This window comes from Pandoraea terrae, assembly GCF_902459695.1.
Taxonomy (GTDB): domain Bacteria; phylum Pseudomonadota; class Gammaproteobacteria; order Burkholderiales; family Burkholderiaceae; genus Pandoraea; species Pandoraea terrae.
In genome coordinates this window covers 1-18,051 of the sequence record NZ_CABPRZ010000022.1, presented here as the reverse complement: position 1 = coordinate 18,051, position 18,051 = coordinate 1, and the positions used below count along the sequence as shown (strand labels likewise).

At 60.8% G+C, this 18,051-nt stretch carries 17 protein-coding genes, 1 tRNA gene and 4 pseudogenes; 6 read left to right on the top strand and 16 right to left on the bottom strand.

Annotated elements, in window-relative coordinates; genetic code table 11:
* The first annotated feature begins 50 nt into the window (after positions 1-50).
* Positions 51-938 carry a GumC domain-containing protein gene (locus PTE30175_RS21060; RefSeq protein WP_150699022.1) on the top strand — a complete coding sequence of 296 codons (888 nt, stop codon included), beginning with the start codon at positions 51-53 and terminating at the stop codon, positions 936-938.
* Positions 939-1,136: 198 nt separating this feature from the next.
* On the opposite strand, the gene PTE30175_RS21055 is transcribed toward PTE30175_RS21060, so the two are convergent.
* Positions 1,137-1,793, bottom strand: a complete 657-nt coding sequence (locus PTE30175_RS21055; RefSeq protein WP_150699021.1) for a DUF3108 domain-containing protein — start codon at positions 1,791-1,793, stop codon at positions 1,137-1,139.
* Between the two features lie 262 nt (positions 1,794-2,055).
* Positions 2,056-3,231: a GumC domain-containing protein gene (locus tag PTE30175_RS21050; protein WP_150699020.1), complete on the bottom strand. Its 1,176-nt coding sequence runs from the start codon at positions 3,229-3,231 to the stop codon at positions 2,056-2,058.
* Between the two features lie 381 nt (positions 3,232-3,612).
* On the opposite strand from PTE30175_RS21050, the pseudogene PTE30175_RS21045 reads away from it, so the two are divergent.
* From PTE30175_RS21045 to PTE30175_RS21030, 4 genes and pseudogenes are all read left to right on the top strand, one after another.
* A pseudogene (locus tag PTE30175_RS21045) lies at positions 3,613-3,802 on the top strand (DUF1153 domain-containing protein); the annotation flags it as partial.
* 411 nt (positions 3,803-4,213) lie between these two features.
* Positions 4,214-4,417, top strand: coding sequence for an integrase core domain-containing protein (locus PTE30175_RS28805; protein WP_263596294.1), 204 nt, complete (start codon positions 4,214-4,216; stop codon positions 4,415-4,417).
* Positions 4,418-4,498: 81 nt separating this feature from the next.
* A complete protein-coding gene (locus tag PTE30175_RS21035) occupies positions 4,499-4,795 on the top strand; it encodes a hypothetical protein (protein ID WP_150699019.1) in 297 nt (98 codons plus the stop codon).
* A gap of 262 nt (positions 4,796-5,057) precedes the next feature.
* Entirely contained in the window at positions 5,058-6,281 is a 1,224-nt protein-coding gene (locus tag PTE30175_RS21030) for a D-glucuronyl C5-epimerase family protein (RefSeq protein ID WP_150699018.1), read from the top strand.
* Between the two features lie 664 nt (positions 6,282-6,945).
* On the opposite strand, the pseudogene PTE30175_RS21020 reads toward PTE30175_RS21030, so the two are convergent.
* Together PTE30175_RS21020 and PTE30175_RS21015 are read right to left on the bottom strand one after the other, a co-directional pair.
* A pseudogene (locus tag PTE30175_RS21020) lies at positions 6,946-7,965 on the bottom strand (IS110 family RNA-guided transposase).
* Positions 7,966-8,057: 92 nt separating this feature from the next.
* Positions 8,058-8,192, bottom strand: a pseudogene (locus PTE30175_RS21015) (IS3 family transposase); the annotation flags it as partial.
* Here PTE30175_RS21015 and PTE30175_RS21010 point away from each other — a divergent pair.
* A pseudogene (locus PTE30175_RS21010) lies at positions 8,173-8,437 on the top strand (IS3 family transposase); the annotation flags it as partial. The pseudogenes PTE30175_RS21015 and PTE30175_RS21010 overlap by 20 nt on opposite strands.
* Positions 8,438-8,813: 376 nt before the next feature.
* Here PTE30175_RS21010 and PTE30175_RS21005 read toward each other — a convergent pair.
* From PTE30175_RS21005 to PTE30175_RS20950, 12 genes are all read right to left on the bottom strand, one after another.
* A tRNA-Ala gene (locus PTE30175_RS21005) sits at positions 8,814-8,889 on the bottom strand.
* Between the two features lie 135 nt (positions 8,890-9,024).
* Positions 9,025-10,734, bottom strand: a complete 1,710-nt coding sequence (gene soxB / locus PTE30175_RS21000; RefSeq protein ID WP_150699016.1) for a thiosulfohydrolase SoxB — start codon at positions 10,732-10,734, stop codon at positions 9,025-9,027.
* Between the two features lie 58 nt (positions 10,735-10,792).
* On the bottom strand, positions 10,793-11,323 hold the full coding sequence (locus PTE30175_RS20995) for a TlpA family protein disulfide reductase (protein WP_150699015.1): 531 nt from the start codon (positions 11,321-11,323) through the stop codon (positions 10,793-10,795).
* Between the two features lie 9 nt (positions 11,324-11,332).
* Positions 11,333-11,986, bottom strand: coding sequence for a sulfur oxidation c-type cytochrome SoxX (gene soxX, locus PTE30175_RS20990; protein WP_150699014.1), 654 nt, complete (start codon positions 11,984-11,986; stop codon positions 11,333-11,335).
* 20 nt (positions 11,987-12,006) lie between these two features.
* Positions 12,007-12,873 carry a sulfur oxidation c-type cytochrome SoxA gene (gene soxA, locus PTE30175_RS20985; RefSeq protein ID WP_224788904.1) on the bottom strand — a complete coding sequence of 289 codons (867 nt, stop codon included), beginning with the start codon at positions 12,871-12,873 and terminating at the stop codon, positions 12,007-12,009.
* A gap of 62 nt (positions 12,874-12,935) precedes the next feature.
* Entirely contained in the window at positions 12,936-13,247 is a 312-nt protein-coding gene (gene soxZ, locus PTE30175_RS20980; RefSeq protein ID WP_150699013.1) for a thiosulfate oxidation carrier complex protein SoxZ, read from the bottom strand.
* A gap of 29 nt (positions 13,248-13,276) precedes the next feature.
* Positions 13,277-13,744 (bottom strand): thiosulfate oxidation carrier protein SoxY, encoded by a 468-nt coding sequence (gene soxY, locus PTE30175_RS20975; RefSeq protein ID WP_150699012.1) that lies wholly within the window; start codon positions 13,742-13,744, stop codon positions 13,277-13,279.
* A 72-nt stretch (positions 13,745-13,816) separates the two neighbouring features.
* Positions 13,817-14,122 (bottom strand): c-type cytochrome, encoded by a 306-nt coding sequence (locus PTE30175_RS20970; protein ID WP_420819664.1) that lies wholly within the window; start codon positions 14,120-14,122, stop codon positions 13,817-13,819.
* Positions 14,123-14,255: 133 nt separating this feature from the next.
* The gene (locus tag PTE30175_RS20965; protein ID WP_150699011.1) at positions 14,256-15,452 is read right to left on the bottom strand and encodes a c-type cytochrome; all 1,197 of its coding nucleotides are present in this window, start codon (positions 15,450-15,452) and stop codon (positions 14,256-14,258) included.
* Positions 15,436-16,812, bottom strand: coding sequence for a sulfite dehydrogenase (soxC, locus tag PTE30175_RS20960; protein WP_150699010.1), 1,377 nt, complete (start codon positions 16,810-16,812; stop codon positions 15,436-15,438). Before soxC ends, PTE30175_RS20965 begins: the two co-directional genes overlap by 17 nt.
* A gap of 159 nt (positions 16,813-16,971) precedes the next feature.
* On the bottom strand, positions 16,972-17,325 hold the full coding sequence (locus tag PTE30175_RS20955; protein ID WP_150699009.1) for an ArsR/SmtB family transcription factor: 354 nt from the start codon (positions 17,323-17,325) through the stop codon (positions 16,972-16,974).
* Positions 17,326-17,515: 190 nt separating this feature from the next.
* Complete coding sequence (locus PTE30175_RS20950) at positions 17,516-17,791, bottom strand: PAAR domain-containing protein (RefSeq protein WP_150699008.1); 276 nt, start codon at positions 17,789-17,791, stop codon at positions 17,516-17,518.
* Positions 17,792-18,051: the final 260 nt, after the last annotated feature.

The window sequence follows — 18,051 nt, the reverse complement described above, 5'->3', positions numbered from 1 at the left end:
CTGGCGCGCGTTGGTTGCGACACCGGTCCAGCGTAATTTTTGCCAAGGATATGTCGAACGAATCCGCCTTCCCGCCCCCCGGCACCGATAATTCGCAAGATCTAAGTTTGTCCGATATTGCCAGCTTTGCCCAACGTCACGCTGTTCGCCTCCTCAGCTTAACGCTGATCGGCGCAGCCGTCGGCGTTGCCGTCAGCACCGCAGCTCCCAAGCAGTGGCAAGCGAAGACGGTACTGCAAGTCGGACAGATCACATGGGGAACAAACAACATCACGCAGGTCGAATCGCCGGCCTACGCGATCGAACGCATGTCGATGGGCACGTTTCGCGACGACGTGCTGCGTAAGCTCAATCTCCCCCTCGAACGCAGCCAAAGCCATAGCACCGCATTACTCGAGGACTACCTCACGCTCACGCAGGTCCGCGGCACGGATTTGGTCGCGATTCAAGCCCGCGGCAGTTCGCCCGAGGAGGCCCGTCGTTTTGTCGAAACCTATCAGCAGCATCTGATTGACGTTCATAAGGCGCTGCAACAGCCTGTAGTGGCCCAGTTGCAGGCGCAGATTGCCGAGTACAAGCAGTCGCTTCAGCAAATGCAGCAACACGGCACCTCGATCGAGGCAGCGATGGACAAGCAAATCAATGCTGTCGGGGCCAAAGCCACCAATGACCTACTCTCAGGCATTCTGGTTCAGTCCAGCCTCGAAGCTTCGGACAAGCTGCGGAATCAAATCCATATGCTGGAGAATGACCTGACCGCATCGCGCACCTTCAACACCAAGCCATTGGCAGAGGGGATTCAGGTCAGCGACCGGCCCGTCTATCCCAAGAAGCCGATCTTCGGCGGCTGGGGTGCCTTGCTAGGCTTTCTGACCGGTTTGAGCGTGTCGATGCTACGAGACCGTCGAAGGTCGAAAACGCCTCCCCCTGGACGTTGAGGGAAGATGCGACAACACCCGTCAGTCAGCTGCGAGGCTGGACGGGCGGATCGCCGCTTGCTCGGGGGCGGCTTGCTCTGTTTGCGCCGACGGAAGACGCCGACCGAGCGCTCCACCCGATCAATCACAGCGAGCGCAATCGCGCTTCGCTCCATAAAATATCGCCGTGAGGGTTGCGGCAACACGTATCGCGTGCGATCAAAGCACAGCCGGGGCGCCCCGAAGCGTTTGATCAACGATGACGCCATATTTCTGACTCATCTCCACCCGCACGCGCAGCGGGAAGTTGCTGCCACGCAAGAACCAGAGCTCGATGCCGGCGTCGTCCGATTCAATTTTGCGGCGCCTCAATTTGACCGCAGGATAATTCTGCTTGCCGATGACCAGCATTTCTTCGGACACATCGAACGTCATGGGGCGCATCGTCCTGCCGTCGGTGGCCACTGCATGAATCGGCGCCGCCGGCATTTTTCGACCAAGGAACGCATAAGGAAACGACAGGTTGTCCGTTACCCCCCCCGGCAGCGGCGAGTCGGCGACGAGATTCTGGCCGTCGTAGAAATGCACTTTTTTCCCGCGCGTGTCGATAACGGCCGTCTTCTCGTACGACTCTCCACGCCGCTCCATGTAGCGCGCAGTGAAGAAACGACCAGCACTGATATTGCCGTCGCTCTGGCGAACAATGGTTGCGTTCTTGAATACCTTCGCAACAATTTCCGCCGGTTTGCCTACAGAGCGAATATCGAACTTATTGTCCGTGAAGGTCAACGTTTCCTCGACAACGCCCACATGCACATTGCCATTGAGGATGCCGAAGCCTGCGCCGATCAATACCGATTTGACATCGGGCTGCATTAGCAAACGGCTCGGCGAGTCGACGTTCAGGTCGAGGTCGTACGTAGCGGTAATGCGCGTCGTGCCGGCATGGACGAGACATGTGCCTGCGGCGAAAAGTGCGAGGGCCTGCAGGCAATGGCGCAGATTGCCCGCGAAGCAGCGGACTGCGGCGTCAAGCAATGTGTTCATGGGATAACGCTCTTGAGACTGTGGGGTGTTCACGTACGTGCGGTGGGTGGGCGCAGCGAGGCGGGCCCACCCCTAATGGCCGCGCGCCGGGTCAGCGCTCGGCGGCAACGTCGGCGACTTCGAGTTGCTTCAGCGAATCGCTGAGGAGGATTATCAGAGCGCTAAACAAAGCACCGATTACCAAGGAAACCAACGCCAGTAGTACCGGACCGGGCCCCGATCGGTGCAGGGGCAAAGTCGGGCCCGACACAAATCGAGGATCATCGACATGCTTGGCTTGCATACGATTGGCAATGAGCAGAAGCTGGTTGTAAACTTCGCGTGCCTTGTCGTCCGACAGCTCCTGATCCTTGAAGACGTCTTTGATCGTCGCCTGGAAGGCCGCCAGCAGCTCTGCGCCCGTCGCGGGCCGTTCGATCAGCACATCGAGTCTCGAGTAGAAGTCAAGCAACAGGGCGTTTTGCGCCATATCGCGATTCAATTGATCCCGAGATGTCTTGATGTCCGCGATATCCGACTCGAGTCCGACAAGTTGGGCGGTGGGCGAGAGATATCGCGCACCTTCACTCGTCGTCGACAGCAGTTGACGCTCGCCCATCCTGGAGGCGTCCGGATACCGCGCCGCGATTGCACGAATCGCTACGAGCTTGCTGTTGGCTTCAGTCAGGCTGAGCGTCTTGCGGATCAGCTTATTGTCTAGTTGCTGCCGACGGGACTTGGCGTCCAATGCATTTGCATGGATCAGCTCAAGCAGGTCTTGCTGCAACATGGTGTCTTTGATGAAATCTCCCATCAAGCTGACCCGCGCTTGCGCGTCTTGAGGTGACGATTTGCTGTCAAACGAGATAGCAAAACCGAGCGACTTCACATCGCCGGGAGTCTTGTCATCCAGATAGCGCAAGTCGTCCTTCGTGTATGGCATCTCGAAGCGCACATGTTTTTGAAAGAATGCGCCGTCGAGTGCCTCCAGCAGGTACTTGCCATCGGCGTTTTCAATCAGTCGCCGGGCTTCCAGATACCGGCGCAAAAGATTCTTGTCGGAAAAGGCAGATTTTTGTGCGTTGTATTCGACGACAGAGCGCGGGGCGTGCAAAAAACCATCGCTGACGTATTTACATTGCACGGCAAAAATACCGCAGAACAATGCCAACGTTAGAACGATGGCGACAGCGACGAAACGCTTGTAGTTGCGCTGCAAACAGTGCAGCACTGTCAGGAAATCAAGGCCAACGTCGTCCGATGGCGCAATTGCCGCGGAATTCAACACCGAAAATATCCCCGAATTTTGACTTTATTCATTTTATTCATAACCCAATTCAAATCGGGCGAATGCCTAGCGAAGGCACGCAGGATTCTATCAGCTTCTTAATCCAAGGGGAAACGAAATGGTAGTCCGTTGTTTTTGCAGTCGGCACAAATGCCCGAAGGGCCCCGCTCGCAATTTATGCGGTCGTGACACGGGCCTGTCGCATTCCGGATGGCCGGAGTGACCTGACCCGGGATTTTCGTGCAAATCGAATCTCGAGATAATGGCTTCTCAGCTCAGACGAGGAGGTGGCATGAAGAAGAGCCGGTACAGCGAGAAACAGTTCGTCAGGATATCGCGCGAAGCCGGTCGGGACACGATGCCTTAGTTGGCCAAAGCCAGCCGTCGGAGGTCAAGGGTTGGGTCGACGATGGCAAGCGAGGCGTGGAAAACCCTTTGCATGCGAACCCACTGGGCGTGAAGAAGCAGTACGAGCGGCAGATCAAGGAACTGCGGGAGGCGTACGGCGAAGCGATGCTGGAGTCGCGCAAGAAAAAAATTGCAGTCCCTGCTTGGCGAGGACGAGAGATGATCGAGGAGTCGCCGTCGTTCGGCTACCGGACGGTTGCACACCTGCTGGAATTCAACAAGAACACCGTCCAGCGCGTGTACCAGCTGATGGGCTGGCAGTTGCGCTAACGCCCGATCAGCTTCAGACCGTGCATTCAGGCCATGCCATCGGTGGCGACGGCGCCGAACGAGCGCTGGTCAATCGATCTGTGCCGCGCTTGGGCGGGCCGGGACGGCTGGGCGACGCTGGCGCTGGCGATCAACTGCCACACGCGCGAATTGCTCGGCGGGCATCTGTCACGCAGCGGCAAGGCCAGCACGCGTTTAAGCGCACTGGAGCATACCCTAATTGCACGCTTCGGTTCCGTGGGACGGGTGGCAATGCCATTTCTGCGGAGAAGCGACAACGGACGGTCTGCGGCAGGAGTTCATCATGCCGCATTGCCCGCAGCAGAACGGCGTGATCGAGCGCGTCATCCGTACGCTGAAGGCGCAATGCGTGCACCGGCATCGCTTCGAAACCCTGCAGCATGCCAGCCGCGTGATCGCGCACTGGATTCAGTATTACAACCACCGACGGCCGCATCAGGCGCTGAAGATGAAATCCTCGGCCGAGGCGTTCGCATTGGCCACTTAACCCGTGGAGGTATCGCTGTGGTAGTACATCAACCTAGCCATCACGCCCGAGATCGACGCCCTACTCGAGCGGGTCCGCACGATGGGCGTCGTGAAGAGCCGGTACCCTTTCCATACCCAGGAGGAAAAGCCGTACGCAACGAATTGCATACTGAAAGCCTTGAAGGCTGAAAAGCGGCGCGCCAAGCTCGCGGACGTCGAATACTCGGTCACGGACATCCGGGCGAAGGCCCTGACGGTCGCCAAACGGACGGGATACCACATTGAGGCCCTGCAGGCGGCGGCCGCGCAGAGCGACGCCAATGTGGCAGAGGACTCCGTCAAGATCCGCGACGTGTCGGTTTCGCACGTGCGGCTGACGCTACCTCTGGCGCGGTGAAATCGGAAACTATCAGAATCCATTCGGAAAAAGTATCAGAAACGGCAAACACTGAAGGACTAAAACCCTTGGAAATACTGGTCGGAGCGATAGGATTCGAACCTACGACCCTCTGATCCCAAATCAAATGCGGCGATATTTCGCTTCGCGGCGTCAACTAAGGGCGATTCCGTAAGATTTCCCCAATCCAGGGCGCAATAAATATGCACATAACGGCGCGGGTTTGCGGCGAACCGCTGAGTCACTATTAGAGAAAGACTTGATGATGCAGATCGCCATATCAAGCATCAGCGATGCCAAGGTACAATCACAAACATGTGGAATAAGGAACGTAATGGTCAAGCAGTCAATCGTCGTCGTTAGCCTCTTGCTCGTTGGATGCGCCAATAGGTCCCATCTCCCCCAGACGCCAGCCGTGATCGCAATGGAGAATTGTGCACGCCCAGGGCATGTGTTCGCATATGAGCAGTTTCCGAACTACGATCCTGGCAACCGATATTGGAAGATCGTCACCGATGGCGTGAACTCCTATCTTGGCGAGCACTACGAGTACAGCATCTACATCAATGCTCATCAGTGGGACGGCCGGTATTTCAACTACAACGTCACGAAGAACTTCGAAGGCAATCCAGCGCGCGTGATCTTCGACAATGACGGGCTGCCGAAGGTGAAATACGAAGCTGTGCCGGAAGCAAACTACGCAGGCGGTTTCGAATACAACCCCACGACGCTAATCCAATTTGCTCTGATGGAGCATGCGAAGTATCTGGCCGGTGACAAGTCACAGCTACCAGTACTCCTTCGGGCAATCGATAAACTCCTTTCGATGCAGAATGCCAGCGGCGGCTTCGAATACCCATTCCCCTACCACCACTTTCAGAACGTCAACACGTACATGCCCGGCTGGACCAGCGCAATCGCCCAAGGTCAGGCACTGAGCCTACTCGCCCGCGCGTACTCGCTCACGGGAAATAAGGCCTACATCGAGGCAGGGGACAAGGCCTTAGCATTTTTGCTGACGGATACGAAGGCCGGCGGCTCGCGCGACTCACTGGCCAGTCTCAGCCCATCTCTATCGCGATACGTAATGTTCGAGGAATACCCGATCGTGCCGCCAGACACAAAGTCGAACTACACGGTCAATGGCTTCATACACACATTAATCGGTCTGCATGACTGGTCGTACGTGAAAGAGGCCGGCGACGATGCCACGATCGCGGGTGGTTATTTCGCCTGCGGGTTGGCGACGCTCAAGATGATCGTGCCCTATGCGGACATCGGTGGATTCTCGGCGTACGACCTTGGGCACGTGATCTACAAGCGTAATCCGATCGTCAATCCGTCGTATCACGACACCCACATTTACATGCTGTACACGTTGCACAACCTGACGAACGATCCGTTCTTCAAGGAGTGGGCCGACCGGTGGGCGATGGATGTGGATCCCGAGTTGAAGTATTACAAGAAGTATCTGGCGACGAAATAGCTTAGCGGCAATTTTCGCCGGTCGAACAGCGGCGGCTCAATGCCGAAATGCTCACAGAGCAACTGGCGATCCGGTATCCGACAGTTCATGCATATGCGCAATTTCCCTGTCAGAGTTAGCAGGGCGTAAGCTCCCCCGTCATGCAGACATTTCAGAAGTAGAACCCTGAGCGGCCCCCGGTAAGCAGTGCCATGATGTAAGCGAGTTTTCGGCGGACTTTTCGATGGGAAAGGAGCCGTGCTGGATTTGCCCCCGTACCTCCGGACACCGCCTCACACTAAGGTTGATGAATCGGTCCTGCGCCGGAACTCGCGTGGCGAGCGGCACTTCAGCTCGCTATGAGGGTGCTGCTCATTGTAATGTATATGAACGCCTCCCTTTGCGAGAAGCTTTGCTTGCAATTCAGAACAAGATGGGTTGCAGCTGTATATCCGGCCTGATTGCAGCTCAAACCACTGCTGCGGGCCCCGATGAAATCCGCTGACTCGCACCTCATTGCTCAAACGAGCTCGGAGCTCACATTACAACCCAGGTTCAGCGAGTCCCGGTCCTACCTGTTCTGTCATATCAGCGAAGCGCCTGCGCAACCTGTTGATGGTACATGTACAGCACAATGAGTTTTTCGGCTGAGTTGCTGTTTACCGGCTCCGATGGGGGAGTATGTTCACGCCGGACGAACACTCGCATAGCTCTTTTCATAGGGGCGATCGTGTGCGAGGACTGCCCAGATGATTCGTGCAAGCTTGTTCGCCAAAGCGATCACTACCACGTTCGCTGGCCGTCGCTTCTTTAGCTGCTCGACCCAAGGACCCGGGTCTTTGGCATTTGCCAGTACGCAGCGCACTCCGTGAGTTAAGAGCGTGCGCAAATAACTGTCGCCCCTTTTGCTGATCGCAAACAGATTTACCTTTCCACCCGATCCAGACTGTCGGGGAACGAGCTCTATAAACGCTGCAAACTCTCGCCCCGACCTGAACGACTTGGGATCAGCCATCGTGGCCACGGCCGCCGTGGCAGTCAGCAGGCCGACGCCCGGAATTTCTGCGATGGCTGAACAATTTCTGTCCTGCTTAAGCCAGACGCGAAGCCGTTGCTCAATCCTTGCGATCTGCTCGTCCATTCGTGCGACTTCGCTCCATCTTTCACGCAACGTGTCGATCAGCATTGCCGGTAGACGTTCGGCGAGCCTTTGTAGGGTGCCTGGCATTTCTCTCTCGAGGGTCGCGCGGCTCCTGCCCATAACCTCTCCGTATTCGGTCATCAGGCCGCGCAAGGCATTTATCTGCATCGTCCGCATCTTCACAAGCTGCTCCCGCACCCTATGCATGGCAAGTACTGCCTGCTGCGTTTCGGTTTTTACAGCAACCTGCTTGCCAGGCTGTTGGACAGCCAGCCAGATCGCTCGCGCGTCCGCCGCATCGCTCTTGTTGCCGATGTTGAATGCCTTCACAAATCTCGGTGAGAGCAGCTTGACCTGATGTCCCAGTTTTGTCAGTTCACGTGCCCAATGTTACGCGCCACCGCATGCCTCCATTCCGATAAGGCAAGGGGAGCGGTTTGCGAAATACGGCAAAAAGCTTGCACGTTTGACCGTCTTGCTGACAGTGCGGCCCGTGGTCGCGTCTATGTGGTGCACCTGAATTACCGACTTCGCGATATCAATCCCGACTGGCGTGAGCACCATATCGACCTCCGACTTGTACCAAGACTCCCTAGCCGTCTAACTATAGGTCGGCACCGTCGTCTCGGTTTGGGTGGGAGGCGTTCATTTCATTGCTCAAATGCAATGGCGAGATTGCGTGCGGCAGTCGCGGTATCGGGCTTCGGCATGAGGGCCACGTAATCGCGTTTCATCGACTTCACGAAGCTTTCCGCCATGCCGTTACTTTGCGGGCTGCAGACCGACCAGGTTCGGCAACTCAAGCAACTTCAGGACGAGAACGCCCAACTAAAGAAGGTGGTCGCGGAGCTGACGCTGGACAAGGCGATGCTGACCGGCGTATTGAAAAAAAGTGGTGAAGTCCTCGCCGAGGCGCAGCATTGTGGATTATCTGCGAGCAAGCTATCCGGTCACGGAGCGACGCGCATGCCGCCTGGTGGCGTTATCGTGCTCGGTGTACCAGTATCGTAGCCATCGTGACCCGCAAACGGCATTGCTCCACGTGGCCTTCTTGCGCGGCGTCTACCGGCGCTGGCATTCCGGGCATCCGAAAGCTTCCTTGACGACTGGTTAGCCAATATTCTCCGTGCTCACGCTGCCTTGGTCGGTGACGCCGGGCGAGCCGATCCCATCGTGTGGGGACGCTCGCCGTGTGGGGGCGTCGATATCCCTCGGGGACCGGAAACAAGGGGGGTGCAAATCGGCCGAGATCAAAGTCCGGAATACAGCGTGCCGTGGCAGTTGCGATGTAGGCGTGAGGGGAGCTCAAATGCCATCGCCGATTTGATTTGGGACATCCACTTGGGACACCAAGCCAGAACCAGCGACATCGTGGGCAAAATTGCCTTGCCCTTCAAAGAAAAATGGATCGTTGGTGGAGCGGAGGAGGATCGAACTCCCGACCTTCGCATTGCGAACGCGACGCTCTCCCAGCTGAGCTACCGCCCCACATCAGGGAACGATTATAGCGTATTTCTCAGGGTTGCCAAGTCGGGGCGGCACCCGCAAAAAAGCGTCGCGCGACCGCCACAGGATTCGCCAGAAGCCCCGCCCGACAATGCTTCCAACCAATTCGCGCGACGCTCAAACCATCCCGGCATTGCCCTTCACGCCGACGACCTTCGGCAGCCTCGGCACCGACGCGACGATAGTCTTCCTCCCACGCAGATACCCCGCCACCACATCCCAAACCGGCTCACCCTGCGCACCTTCGGCGACCGGCGCCCAGCCGGCCACCTTATACGTCTTGCCCGCCTCGATCGGCTTGCCACCAAGCCGCATATCCGAAATCCGCCGCCCCATCGGAGCGTTCGGATCGATCGCATAATCCATCCCGCCCACGCGGACCATGTCCCCGCCCTGCTGGTAATACGGATCGGGATTGAACAGATTGTCCGCGACGTCCTCCAGCACCGTCTTGATCGTCTCGCCCGTCATCGGCGTGACGGTCGTGTACGGATACGTGATCGCCGTCTGATCGAGCAGGTTCTCCATCGTGATCGCCTGCCCCGGCAGCAGCGACGTGCCCCAGCGAAAGCCCGGCGAAAACCCGATTTCCGCGCCCTTGACCGCCATCACCGCATCGAGAATCAACTGATCGAACGTGCCGTTGAAATTCCCCCGGCGGTACAACACCCCTTCCGTCACCGCCAACGGCTCTGCCAGCTTGGCGGCAAACGGCGCGCGCACGCGCTCGATCAGTGACTGCATGGGCGCATCCGCCGGCAGCAGGTTCGCAAACACCGGCAGCAACTTGTAACGGAAATCGACCGGCTTGCCGCCTTTCACATCAAAGTCGAGCACGCCCAGGAACTTGCCGTTCGATCCGGCGTTTGTCACGAGCGTCTTCCCGCCGCCGTTCTCCACGACAACCGGCGCAGGTACGCCATCATGCGTATGGCCGCCAAGAATTGCGTCCAGACCGCGCACGCGCGAGGCGAGCTTGATGTCGACGTCCATGCCGTTATGCGACAGCAACACCACGACCTGCGCCCCCTTGCCGCGGACTTGGTCGATCAGCGTCTGCAAACGCTCTTCCTGAATGCCGAACGTCCAATCCGGCACGAAATACCGTGGATTCGCGATGGGCGTGTACGGAAACGCCTGACCAATGATCGCCACCGGCACGCCGTTCATGGACCGCATGGTGTAAGGCGCAAAAACCGGATCGCCAAAGTCGTTCGTCTGCACGTTCTGTGCAATGAATTCGATCTTTCCCTTCAACTGCTCCTCGACCACCGACTTCACCCGCTCCGCACCGTAGGTGAACTCCCAGTGAGCCGTCATCACGTCCACGCCCAGCGCTAGCGTCGCGTCGACCATATCCTGGCCCTTCGTCCACATGGCCGTGCCCGAGCCTTGCCAGGTATCGCCGCCGTCGAGCAGCAACGCGCCCGGGCGCGACGCTTTCATGCGTTTGACCAGCGTCGCCAGATGCGCGAAACCACCCACCTTGCCATAGGTACGCGACGCGGCCGCGAAGTCGAGGTACGTAAACGCATGGGCATCGGGCGTGCCGGGCTTGAGCCCGTACGCCCGCAAAAATGCATCGCCGACCAGATGCGGCGGCTTGTTCGCCTGCGCGCCGATGCCGAGATTGACGCTGGGCTCGCGGAAATGCATCGGCAACAGTTGCGCGTGGCAATCGGTGAAGTGCAGCAGATGAACGTTGCCGAAGCGCGGCAAGTCATAGAAGCTCGACGCCGCCTGCGCCGCCGCGTCCTCACGATGAGACAGGGCCATGCCGCCGGCGGCAGCCACCGCCAGCACCTGCATGAACTCGCGTCGATTCATTTCCACTCCTGTGATGGATTAAAGCACCCCATGCGTGGGCGCCCGGCGCCCCGGTGCGCTACTTCCCCGCGTACTCGGCCAGCGCCGCCACGTCCTCGGGGAACATTTCGCCGACTTCCTTGCGCAGGATCCGGCCGTTGCGGCCGATCACATACAACTCCGGCAAGGCCTTGCGTTTGCCCAGCGTGCGTTGCCAATCCGCCGTGTCCATGCCCGCCGGGAACGTGTAATGACGGTCGCGCAAGTAGTCGGACGCCTCCTTCGGCGTCTTGTCGATGGAAATCGCGACGATCTCCAGCGGCTTGCCGCGCGTCGTCTCATACAGTTTCTGCAGGTGCGGGTTCTGCTGCGCACAAAACGGACACCACGACGCCCAGTACTCGACGATGACGGTCTTGCCCCTGAAATAGCCGGCGGGCAAGGTCCGTCCATCCAGCAACGTCACGGATGGCAACGACACGGTGTCTCCCACCTCGGCCGCGAAGGCGCACAGCGGCGTCAGCGCACCCAGCGCGACGGCAAACGCCAGCGCGCGCCGCGCCAAGCCGGCCAGCCATGGGGCACGCCACGGGCGAGGCACCGGATGCATGACCACCGCTTACTGATTGACCGGCGAAGCCGGATCGAGCAACAACGCCATCACGTCCTTCAACTGCTGCTCGGTCAGCACGCCCGCTGCGCCGAATCGCGGCATCGTCGAGCACGCCGTGAAGCTGTGCGAATCGTAGACCTTCGCCCATGTGTATTTGACGACGTCGGGCGAATCGCCGCGCAGCTTGCCGTAGTTGTACAGCGACGGGCCAATGTTGCCGTACGAGATCTCGGCCTTGGTCATCTGATGACATGCATAACAATTGCCGCCGTTGACGGTATCGGCCTTGTCGGTGAACTGCATGCCCCGCCCGTTCTGGGCAACCTTCTCGCCTTCCTTCCAGTCGCCGAGATACTTGCCGTCGGCGGGCGCCTTGACCTTGGCCAGCTCCGCCTTCTGCAATTTGCCGGCAACCTTGGCCGGTATGGCCTTCGCCGCGTACTGCGTGCACAGCCGCTGCAGTTCGCTCTGATCAAGCCGGTCGAGCGTGGCAATACCGGCAGCGCGGAACGAATCGTGCAGCACCTGCGCGACGTCGGCGTCGGTCGCGCCCTTGACCATGGCGCTGCCCGGGCCAGCCTGTTGTGCATGCGCCGCACCGATCATGGCCACGGTCGCCAGCGCGGCGACGCCCGCCGCGCGCTTTGCGAATGTTGTCATCGTGTTTGCCTCGTGGCCGGTTAGCGCTTCAGACCCGGCGCGTCCATCTTGCCGCCGTTGGCCATCACGCCCAGGAAGGTGATCAGGTCGATGGACGCCTGCGAGCCGTAGTTCAGTTCGGGCATGCGTTGCTGACGGAAGCAGTCGTACATGCGCCACTGGATGGTGCGCAACGCGCCCTGCGATACGCGATAGCCCGGCCACGTCGCGAACGCCTGCCGCGCCGCCGCCGGTTTCGTCAGATTCGGGAGATCCTGGAGACGGATACGCTTGTCGTCCGCGCCATGGCACGACGCGCAAGAGAAGTCATACGGTCCCGCACGGTAGTAAAAGAGCTTCTGGCCGCGTGCGTAAGCGTCCTTCTCTTCCTTGTGCGACTGCGGCACGCGGATGGTTTCGCCGCGCGACAAGCCCGCGACGTAGGCGGTCAGCGATTCGAGATCGGTCGGATCCTGTCCTTCCTTGGAGAACGGCTGCTTGATGACGTCTTCACGCTTGAAGCCCTGCAGCGTCACCATGCATTCGACGATGCGCGATTCCGCATCCTGTACACGATGCACGTCCGGGAAATAGCGCGGCAGCTGGGCGTAGGCGCCCTTCACTACGCCAGCGCCCAGACCGAGGTCGCATTGCGTGAGCGCGACGTTGTTGGGCCCGCGCGGGGTCTTCCACAGTTCCTCGCCGCGCATCTCGATCAGTTCGGCCGGATTGCCGTCCGCCAGCATCTGGCGGTACTGGGCAATGGCGTCGGCCGTGCTGTCGGCTGCCATCGAGGGCGATGCGCCCATCGTGGCGAATGCCGCCATCGCCACGGCCGCCAGACTGGCCGCCAGGGGCGCCGCGGGGCGCGTGTGCCGTGCCGATGCGCTGTGTCGCGCCTTAGTCATCCGTATCTCCTCTTGTGGGGTCACAAACCGCCACACCCGCAGCATCGTGCTGAAACGGCCGATCACGCGATCGTGGTTTCGTCAGTGCGCGTGTCGCCCTTGTTGTCGACCCACGTCACGGTGACCTTGTCACCCTTGCTGCCGCCCTTGAACTTGAACGACACGAACGGATCCTTCGACACCGCCGGTCCCCATTGCGCGCTCAACACCGTCTTGCCGTTGCAAGTCACGGTCACCGTCTGGATGAAGTGCGCCGGCACGATATTACCGGAACCGTCCTTGCGCTGGCCGGTTTCCATGATGTGGCTCATCAACGCCTTGACCTCGACGACACCGCCGGTCTCAATCGCGCGAATGCGCATCGGATTACCCATGTTTGACTCCTTGCCTGTCGAGTGTCGAATCAGCCGCCGCAACCGCCCAGCGTGACCTTGATTTCCTTCTCGGCCACGAAGAACTTGTTGTCGGCCTTGACGAGCGCGTAGACCTTCGAGGTCTGCCCCATCTTCACGCGCGTGGTCACCGACGGCTCGGTGCCGGCCGGGATGTCGAACGACGCCGCCAGCGTATTCGGGTTCTTCTCGATCAGGATCGCGATGCTCTGCGTGTTCGCAGCCTTGCTCGTCACGGCGATCGGCACCACGGCGCCGTTTTCGGCGATATCGGGGGCCGTCAGCACGATCTGGTCGCTGGCCGACGCCGCCGAGCCGCCCAGGGCCTTGACGGTATCGCTCACGCTCTTCGTCGAGAAGGCCGCCTTGTTCCAGTGGGCCGCCTCGGCACGCGCCTCTTCCGGCTTGATCAGCCCGGCGGCCACGGCCAGGCTCAATGCCGCGGAAAGCCGCAGCATGTCGCGTCGCTGTTGGTTCATCTGTGTGTTTTCCTCGCTAAGATGAGCGCCGCCGGCCGGTCCGGCTCCGGCGGCGCCCGGGTCCCCGCCGGCTTACTTCGCCGGTGCGCCTGCCAGGACCCATTCCACCAGGGTCTTGGCATCGGCATCGCTCATGTCCGGATGCGCAGGCATGGGGATCGGGCCCCACACGCCGGAGCCGCCGGCCTTGACCTTCTTCACCAGCTTCGCAACCCCATCCTTGTCGCCCTTGTACTTCGCGGCAACATCCTTGTAGGCCGGCCCGACCAGCTTCTTGTCGACCGCGTGGCAGCCCATGCAGGCGTTCGCGCCAGCGAGCTGGTTCGCCTTCGCGATATCGACGGCCTGCGCCGACGATACCGTCATCAAGCCGCCCATCAGGGCCCCAACCAGCGCCACGCTTTTCATCAGGTGCTTCAGCTTCATACAGCTATCTCCTAATTCTCATGTCTTGGGGGTGTGCCGCCCACGCACCCGGCACGACACCGGAAAACGCGGCAGCGCTAACCCGCTATTGTGCACCACGGAGAATCCACGTCACCATGTCGCGGAGATCGGTTTCGGCCAACTGGGATTGCGGCGGCATTGGCACGCTACCCCAGTTTCCGGCGCCGCCGGCGCGAATCTTCGCCGCCAGCCGCCCGGGGGCATCGTCCTGGCCGTGGTATTTGGCCGCCACCTCGGAGAAGGCCGGACCGACCTTCTTCTCGGTCACGCCATGGCACGCCAGGCAACCGTTCTTGTCCGCGAGGATCGCTGCCGGTGACGTCGTGGCGGCTGGATGGGCCGACGCGTCCGGACTCGCCGCCATCAGCAGGGCGAGGGCCGCGGTCTTGCGCTGCGCCGCATTTTGGGCGGCGGAACCTGACAGCGGGGGCAGCTTCGTATCCACGCCGCGCACCGGTCCGACGACACGGTTCTGCGCAGCGAGGTCTCCATGTGCGTCGCGGGCGTACGCAGGGAGTGCGGACGTCACGATACCAGCCCCGGCGCAATCGTGCATGCACGCCGTATTGTGCGTGTCGGGTTTGTCGCCCACGCGCCACATCCCGTGCGCGCGCGTCATGCCGTTGCGATTGGGCATTTTTTGCTGGACGTCGCCGATATTGCGCTCCGTCAACACGAAATCCGCCGGCACGATCTCACCCATGTTGAGAATGTACGCCGTCACCGCGTACACCTCGTCGGGCGTCAGCGAACGCGGGGCGTTCCACGGCATCGCGCGGCGGATGTAATCCCACAGCGTCGAAACGGTACTGACCTTCATCAGCGTGGTCCGTACGGGCTGGTTGCTGGCAGTGAGGGAGGCGACGTGGCCCGTTCGGATGTCGTCGGCCGTCGTGCCGCCCACGATCGGGTTGAACACTTCGTTGCTCTCGCCGAAGGTGCCGTGGCACGAGGCGCAACGTGCATCCCAGAGTTTCTGGCCGTCCGCAACGGACCCTGAACCTTTCGGCAGCCCCTGGAAGTCCGGCCGCACGTCGATGTCCCACGCGGCCAGCTCGGCCGGCGTAGCGGCCCGTCCGACGCCGGCCGGAGGCGTCAGCGCGGCGGCCGGCTTGCCCGATGCCGCGGACGGCCCCGCCGCCTGCGCTCTGCCGGACCCTGCGGCGAAAAACGCAAGCAACACTACGACGCCGGCAAGGCCAAACGCGGTCCGACAGGGGGCATGAATGCGCGAGACGGTGCGCTCAGTCGACGTGGACATTGCTCACCTCCCCGGACTCGGCCACCTGCCACGTCTGGATCGCGTTGTTGTGATAGATGGAACGTCCTCCGCGCACGGCCCGGAGTTGCCGGTATCGCGGCTGCACGAATCCCGTTTCGTCGATCGCGCGGCTTTGCAGCAGCGCGGGCGATCCGTCCCATTGCCAGTCGACATTGAAGCGCGTGAGGCATTTCGGCAGCACGGGCGATTCCAGCCGCGCGGTGCGCCAGTTGCGGCCGCCGTCGACGGAGACGTCCACTTGCCGGATGGGTCCGCGCCCCGACCAGGCGAGCCCGGTGATATTGAAATAACCGCGATCGAGCAGCGCCTGACCGCCCGACGGCGACGTGATCACCGATTTGCACTCCTGGATCGACGTGTATTGCCGGTGTTGCCCGTCCGGCATCAGATCGACGTAGTGGCTGGTCTCGTCCTTGCTGTTCCACGGCGCGTCGCCCACCTTGATGCGCCGCAGCCATTTCACCCATGAAACGCCCTGCACGCCGGGCACCACGAGCCGCAACGGGTAGCCGTTTTCCGGACGCAGCATCTCGCCATTCATGCCCCACGCGACGAGCACGTCGGACAGTGCCGCCTCCATCGGGATCGTGCGCGTCATGCCGGAGCCGTCGCCGCCTTCGGCCAGCACGAAGCGGCCGCGCTTGAGATCGGCGCCGACGTCATCGAGCAGGACGGATAGCGGGACACCCGTGAATTCGCAGCATGACAGCATGCCGTGGGTGTATTGGACCGTGGGCACCGCTGCGTTGCCCCACTCCATGCCGGTGTTCGCCCCGCATTCGATGAAATGCATGCGCGAGACGGACGGCAGGCGCATGACGTCGTCCATCGTATAGACCTTGGGCGCACGCACCAGCCCGTGAACCATCAGCCGATGCTGGTCCGGGTCGATGTCCTGCCAGCCTTGGTGATGGCGCTCGAAATGCAGGCCGCTCGGGGTAATGATGCCGAACAGGCCTTGTAGCGGCGTGAACGCGACCGAGGCGGCCTTCGTCTGGGTGAGACCGGGCGACTGACGGCGCTGCAGATTGGCTTCGAAGCGCGAAGGCTCGCCGTATGGACGCGCCGCCACCGGCTGCCCAAGCGACGTCGCCCAGGGACGCGGTTGCAGGATCATCGGATCCCCGGCGGGCTCGCTGGCCCCGGCCGGCGCGGCGCTCGCGCGCCCAGCGATCCCGGCGGCCAGTGCGGTGCTCGCGGCCGCGAAGCTGCGTTGAAGAAAGCGGCGGCGCGTCGGCGTCAAGCCGTCGCGCACGATGTCGCCGGCAAGGCTGTCGTCCACGAAATGCTCCGGCGCACGGCGCAGGCGGCCGGCCGGTTTCGATCCTGCGTCGCTCACCCTGTCTCCTCGTCTCGTGGGGGCCCGGCCGCGACGTTTCGGGGGGCGGCGGCCGGGGGTACAAACGATGTTGCAGTGCTCGCGGTCTGCGCCGCGTCGTGATGCTGTTGCGGGTACGGCTGTGTTGCCAAACGACTTTGCTGCGGTGAAACGGATGAATCAGGCCTCGTTCTGGCGCGGCATGAAACCGTCGACGGCCTTCGACGGCAGCGCTTCCTCCTCGATTCGGCCGGCGACCTGCACGCACACGGCGCGACAGATCTCGACCACCCCGGAATCCGCGATCGTGTAATAGACCTGGTTGCCCTCCTTGCGGCGGGCCAGCACGCCCGCGAGGTACATGGCGTTCAGGTGCCGCGAGACGTTCGTTTGCGACGAACCGACCGCAGTGACGACCTCGCCGACTGACCGTTCGCCGCCGCACAGTGCGTGCAGGATGCGCAAGCGCGACGGCTCGGACAGCAAGCTGAAATAGTGCGAAACCTTTTCAAAGACGCGGTCGAGTTCTTCCATGGCGCTGAAGCTTGATGATGGGTCGCGTTGAGGTTATTTCGTATATGCATACATACGCATATACGGATCATTGAGCAAATTTGCGCGCTTTGCAAGCTGCGCTGCAACATTGGGAGGAAATCGGTATAGGGGGCGGCCTTGATTGCGACGGGCGTATTGAAATTCGGATGCGCCGGCCAAGTGCGTGGCGCTATACCCGGTAGTACATGGTGGAGCGTGCAATCACCCGGTTGGTGCCCTGCGGACAGTCGCAACTGACGATGTCCCCATCGAGAACGCCTCGCATGTTGCCCGTCCAGAGAGACATCGCTGTTCCGAAGATCGGACCGGTCTTTTTGCAACGGCCGCAAGAGGCGAGATCCTTGTGGCGTGCGAGTGGCTGTCCGTTGTCGAGCGACGTTTCGTCGCCTTCCAGTACGTAGCCATTGGTGGTCGTGCGATTGCCTTTTACTGCCAACATTTTCATCGTCAATTCTCCAATTTCGTACGACGTCGCGCTGTCGTCCGCGCGCCAGGGGTCATCTGCGGTCGTTCAAGCCACGCGGCGTCAAGCTGCATTGTCATCGTCAGAATCCGGAAAGCTACCTCGGATGTGCCCCATGAGAGACATTTTTGGGGCAAGGATGGGTTAAATCCCAATTGTTGTTGGGTAAGCGCGAATTTACGCACACCGCAGAGAGTTGGCCGGTGGGCTGTGGCTAGATCAGGCAGGTGCCGGTACTTGGT

Coding starts and splice junctions, on each gene's coding strand:
- PTE30175_RS20970 (WP_420819664.1), bottom strand. CDS start 14,122: ATGGGCGGCTTGATGACGGTATCGTCGGCGCAGGCCGTCGATATCGCG.
- PTE30175_RS20965 (WP_150699011.1), bottom strand. CDS start 15,452: ATGTCCACGTCGACTGAGCGCACCGTCTCGCGCATTCATGCCCCCTGT.
- PTE30175_RS21055 (WP_150699021.1), bottom strand. CDS start 1,793: ATGCAGCCCGATGTCAAATCGGTATTGATCGGCGCAGGCTTCGGCATC.
- PTE30175_RS21035 (WP_150699019.1), top strand. CDS start 4,499: ATGGGCGTCGTGAAGAGCCGGTACCCTTTCCATACCCAGGAGGAAAAG.
- PTE30175_RS20995 (WP_150699015.1), bottom strand. CDS start 11,323: ATGCATCCGGTGCCTCGCCCGTGGCGTGCCCCATGGCTGGCCGGCTTG.
- PTE30175_RS20955 (WP_150699009.1), bottom strand. CDS start 17,325: ATGGAAGAACTCGACCGCGTCTTTGAAAAGGTTTCGCACTATTTCAGC.
- soxY (WP_150699012.1), bottom strand. CDS start 13,744: ATGAACCAACAGCGACGCGACATGCTGCGGCTTTCCGCGGCATTGAGC.
- soxZ (WP_150699013.1), bottom strand. CDS start 13,247: ATGGGTAATCCGATGCGCATTCGCGCGATTGAGACCGGCGGTGTCGTC.
- PTE30175_RS20950 (WP_150699008.1), bottom strand. CDS start 17,791: ATGAAAATGTTGGCAGTAAAAGGCAATCGCACGACCACCAATGGCTAC.
- soxA (WP_224788904.1), bottom strand. CDS start 12,873: ATGACTAAGGCGCGACACAGCGCATCGGCACGGCACACGCGCCCCGCG.
- PTE30175_RS21030 (WP_150699018.1), top strand. CDS start 5,058: ATGATGCAGATCGCCATATCAAGCATCAGCGATGCCAAGGTACAATCA.
- soxX (WP_150699014.1), bottom strand. CDS start 11,986: ATGACAACATTCGCAAAGCGCGCGGCGGGCGTCGCCGCGCTGGCGACC.
- soxB (WP_150699016.1), bottom strand. CDS start 10,734: ATGAATCGACGCGAGTTCATGCAGGTGCTGGCGGTGGCTGCCGCCGGC.
- PTE30175_RS28805 (WP_263596294.1), top strand. CDS start 4,214: ATGCCGCATTGCCCGCAGCAGAACGGCGTGATCGAGCGCGTCATCCGT.
- PTE30175_RS21060 (WP_150699022.1), top strand. CDS start 51: ATGTCGAACGAATCCGCCTTCCCGCCCCCCGGCACCGATAATTCGCAA.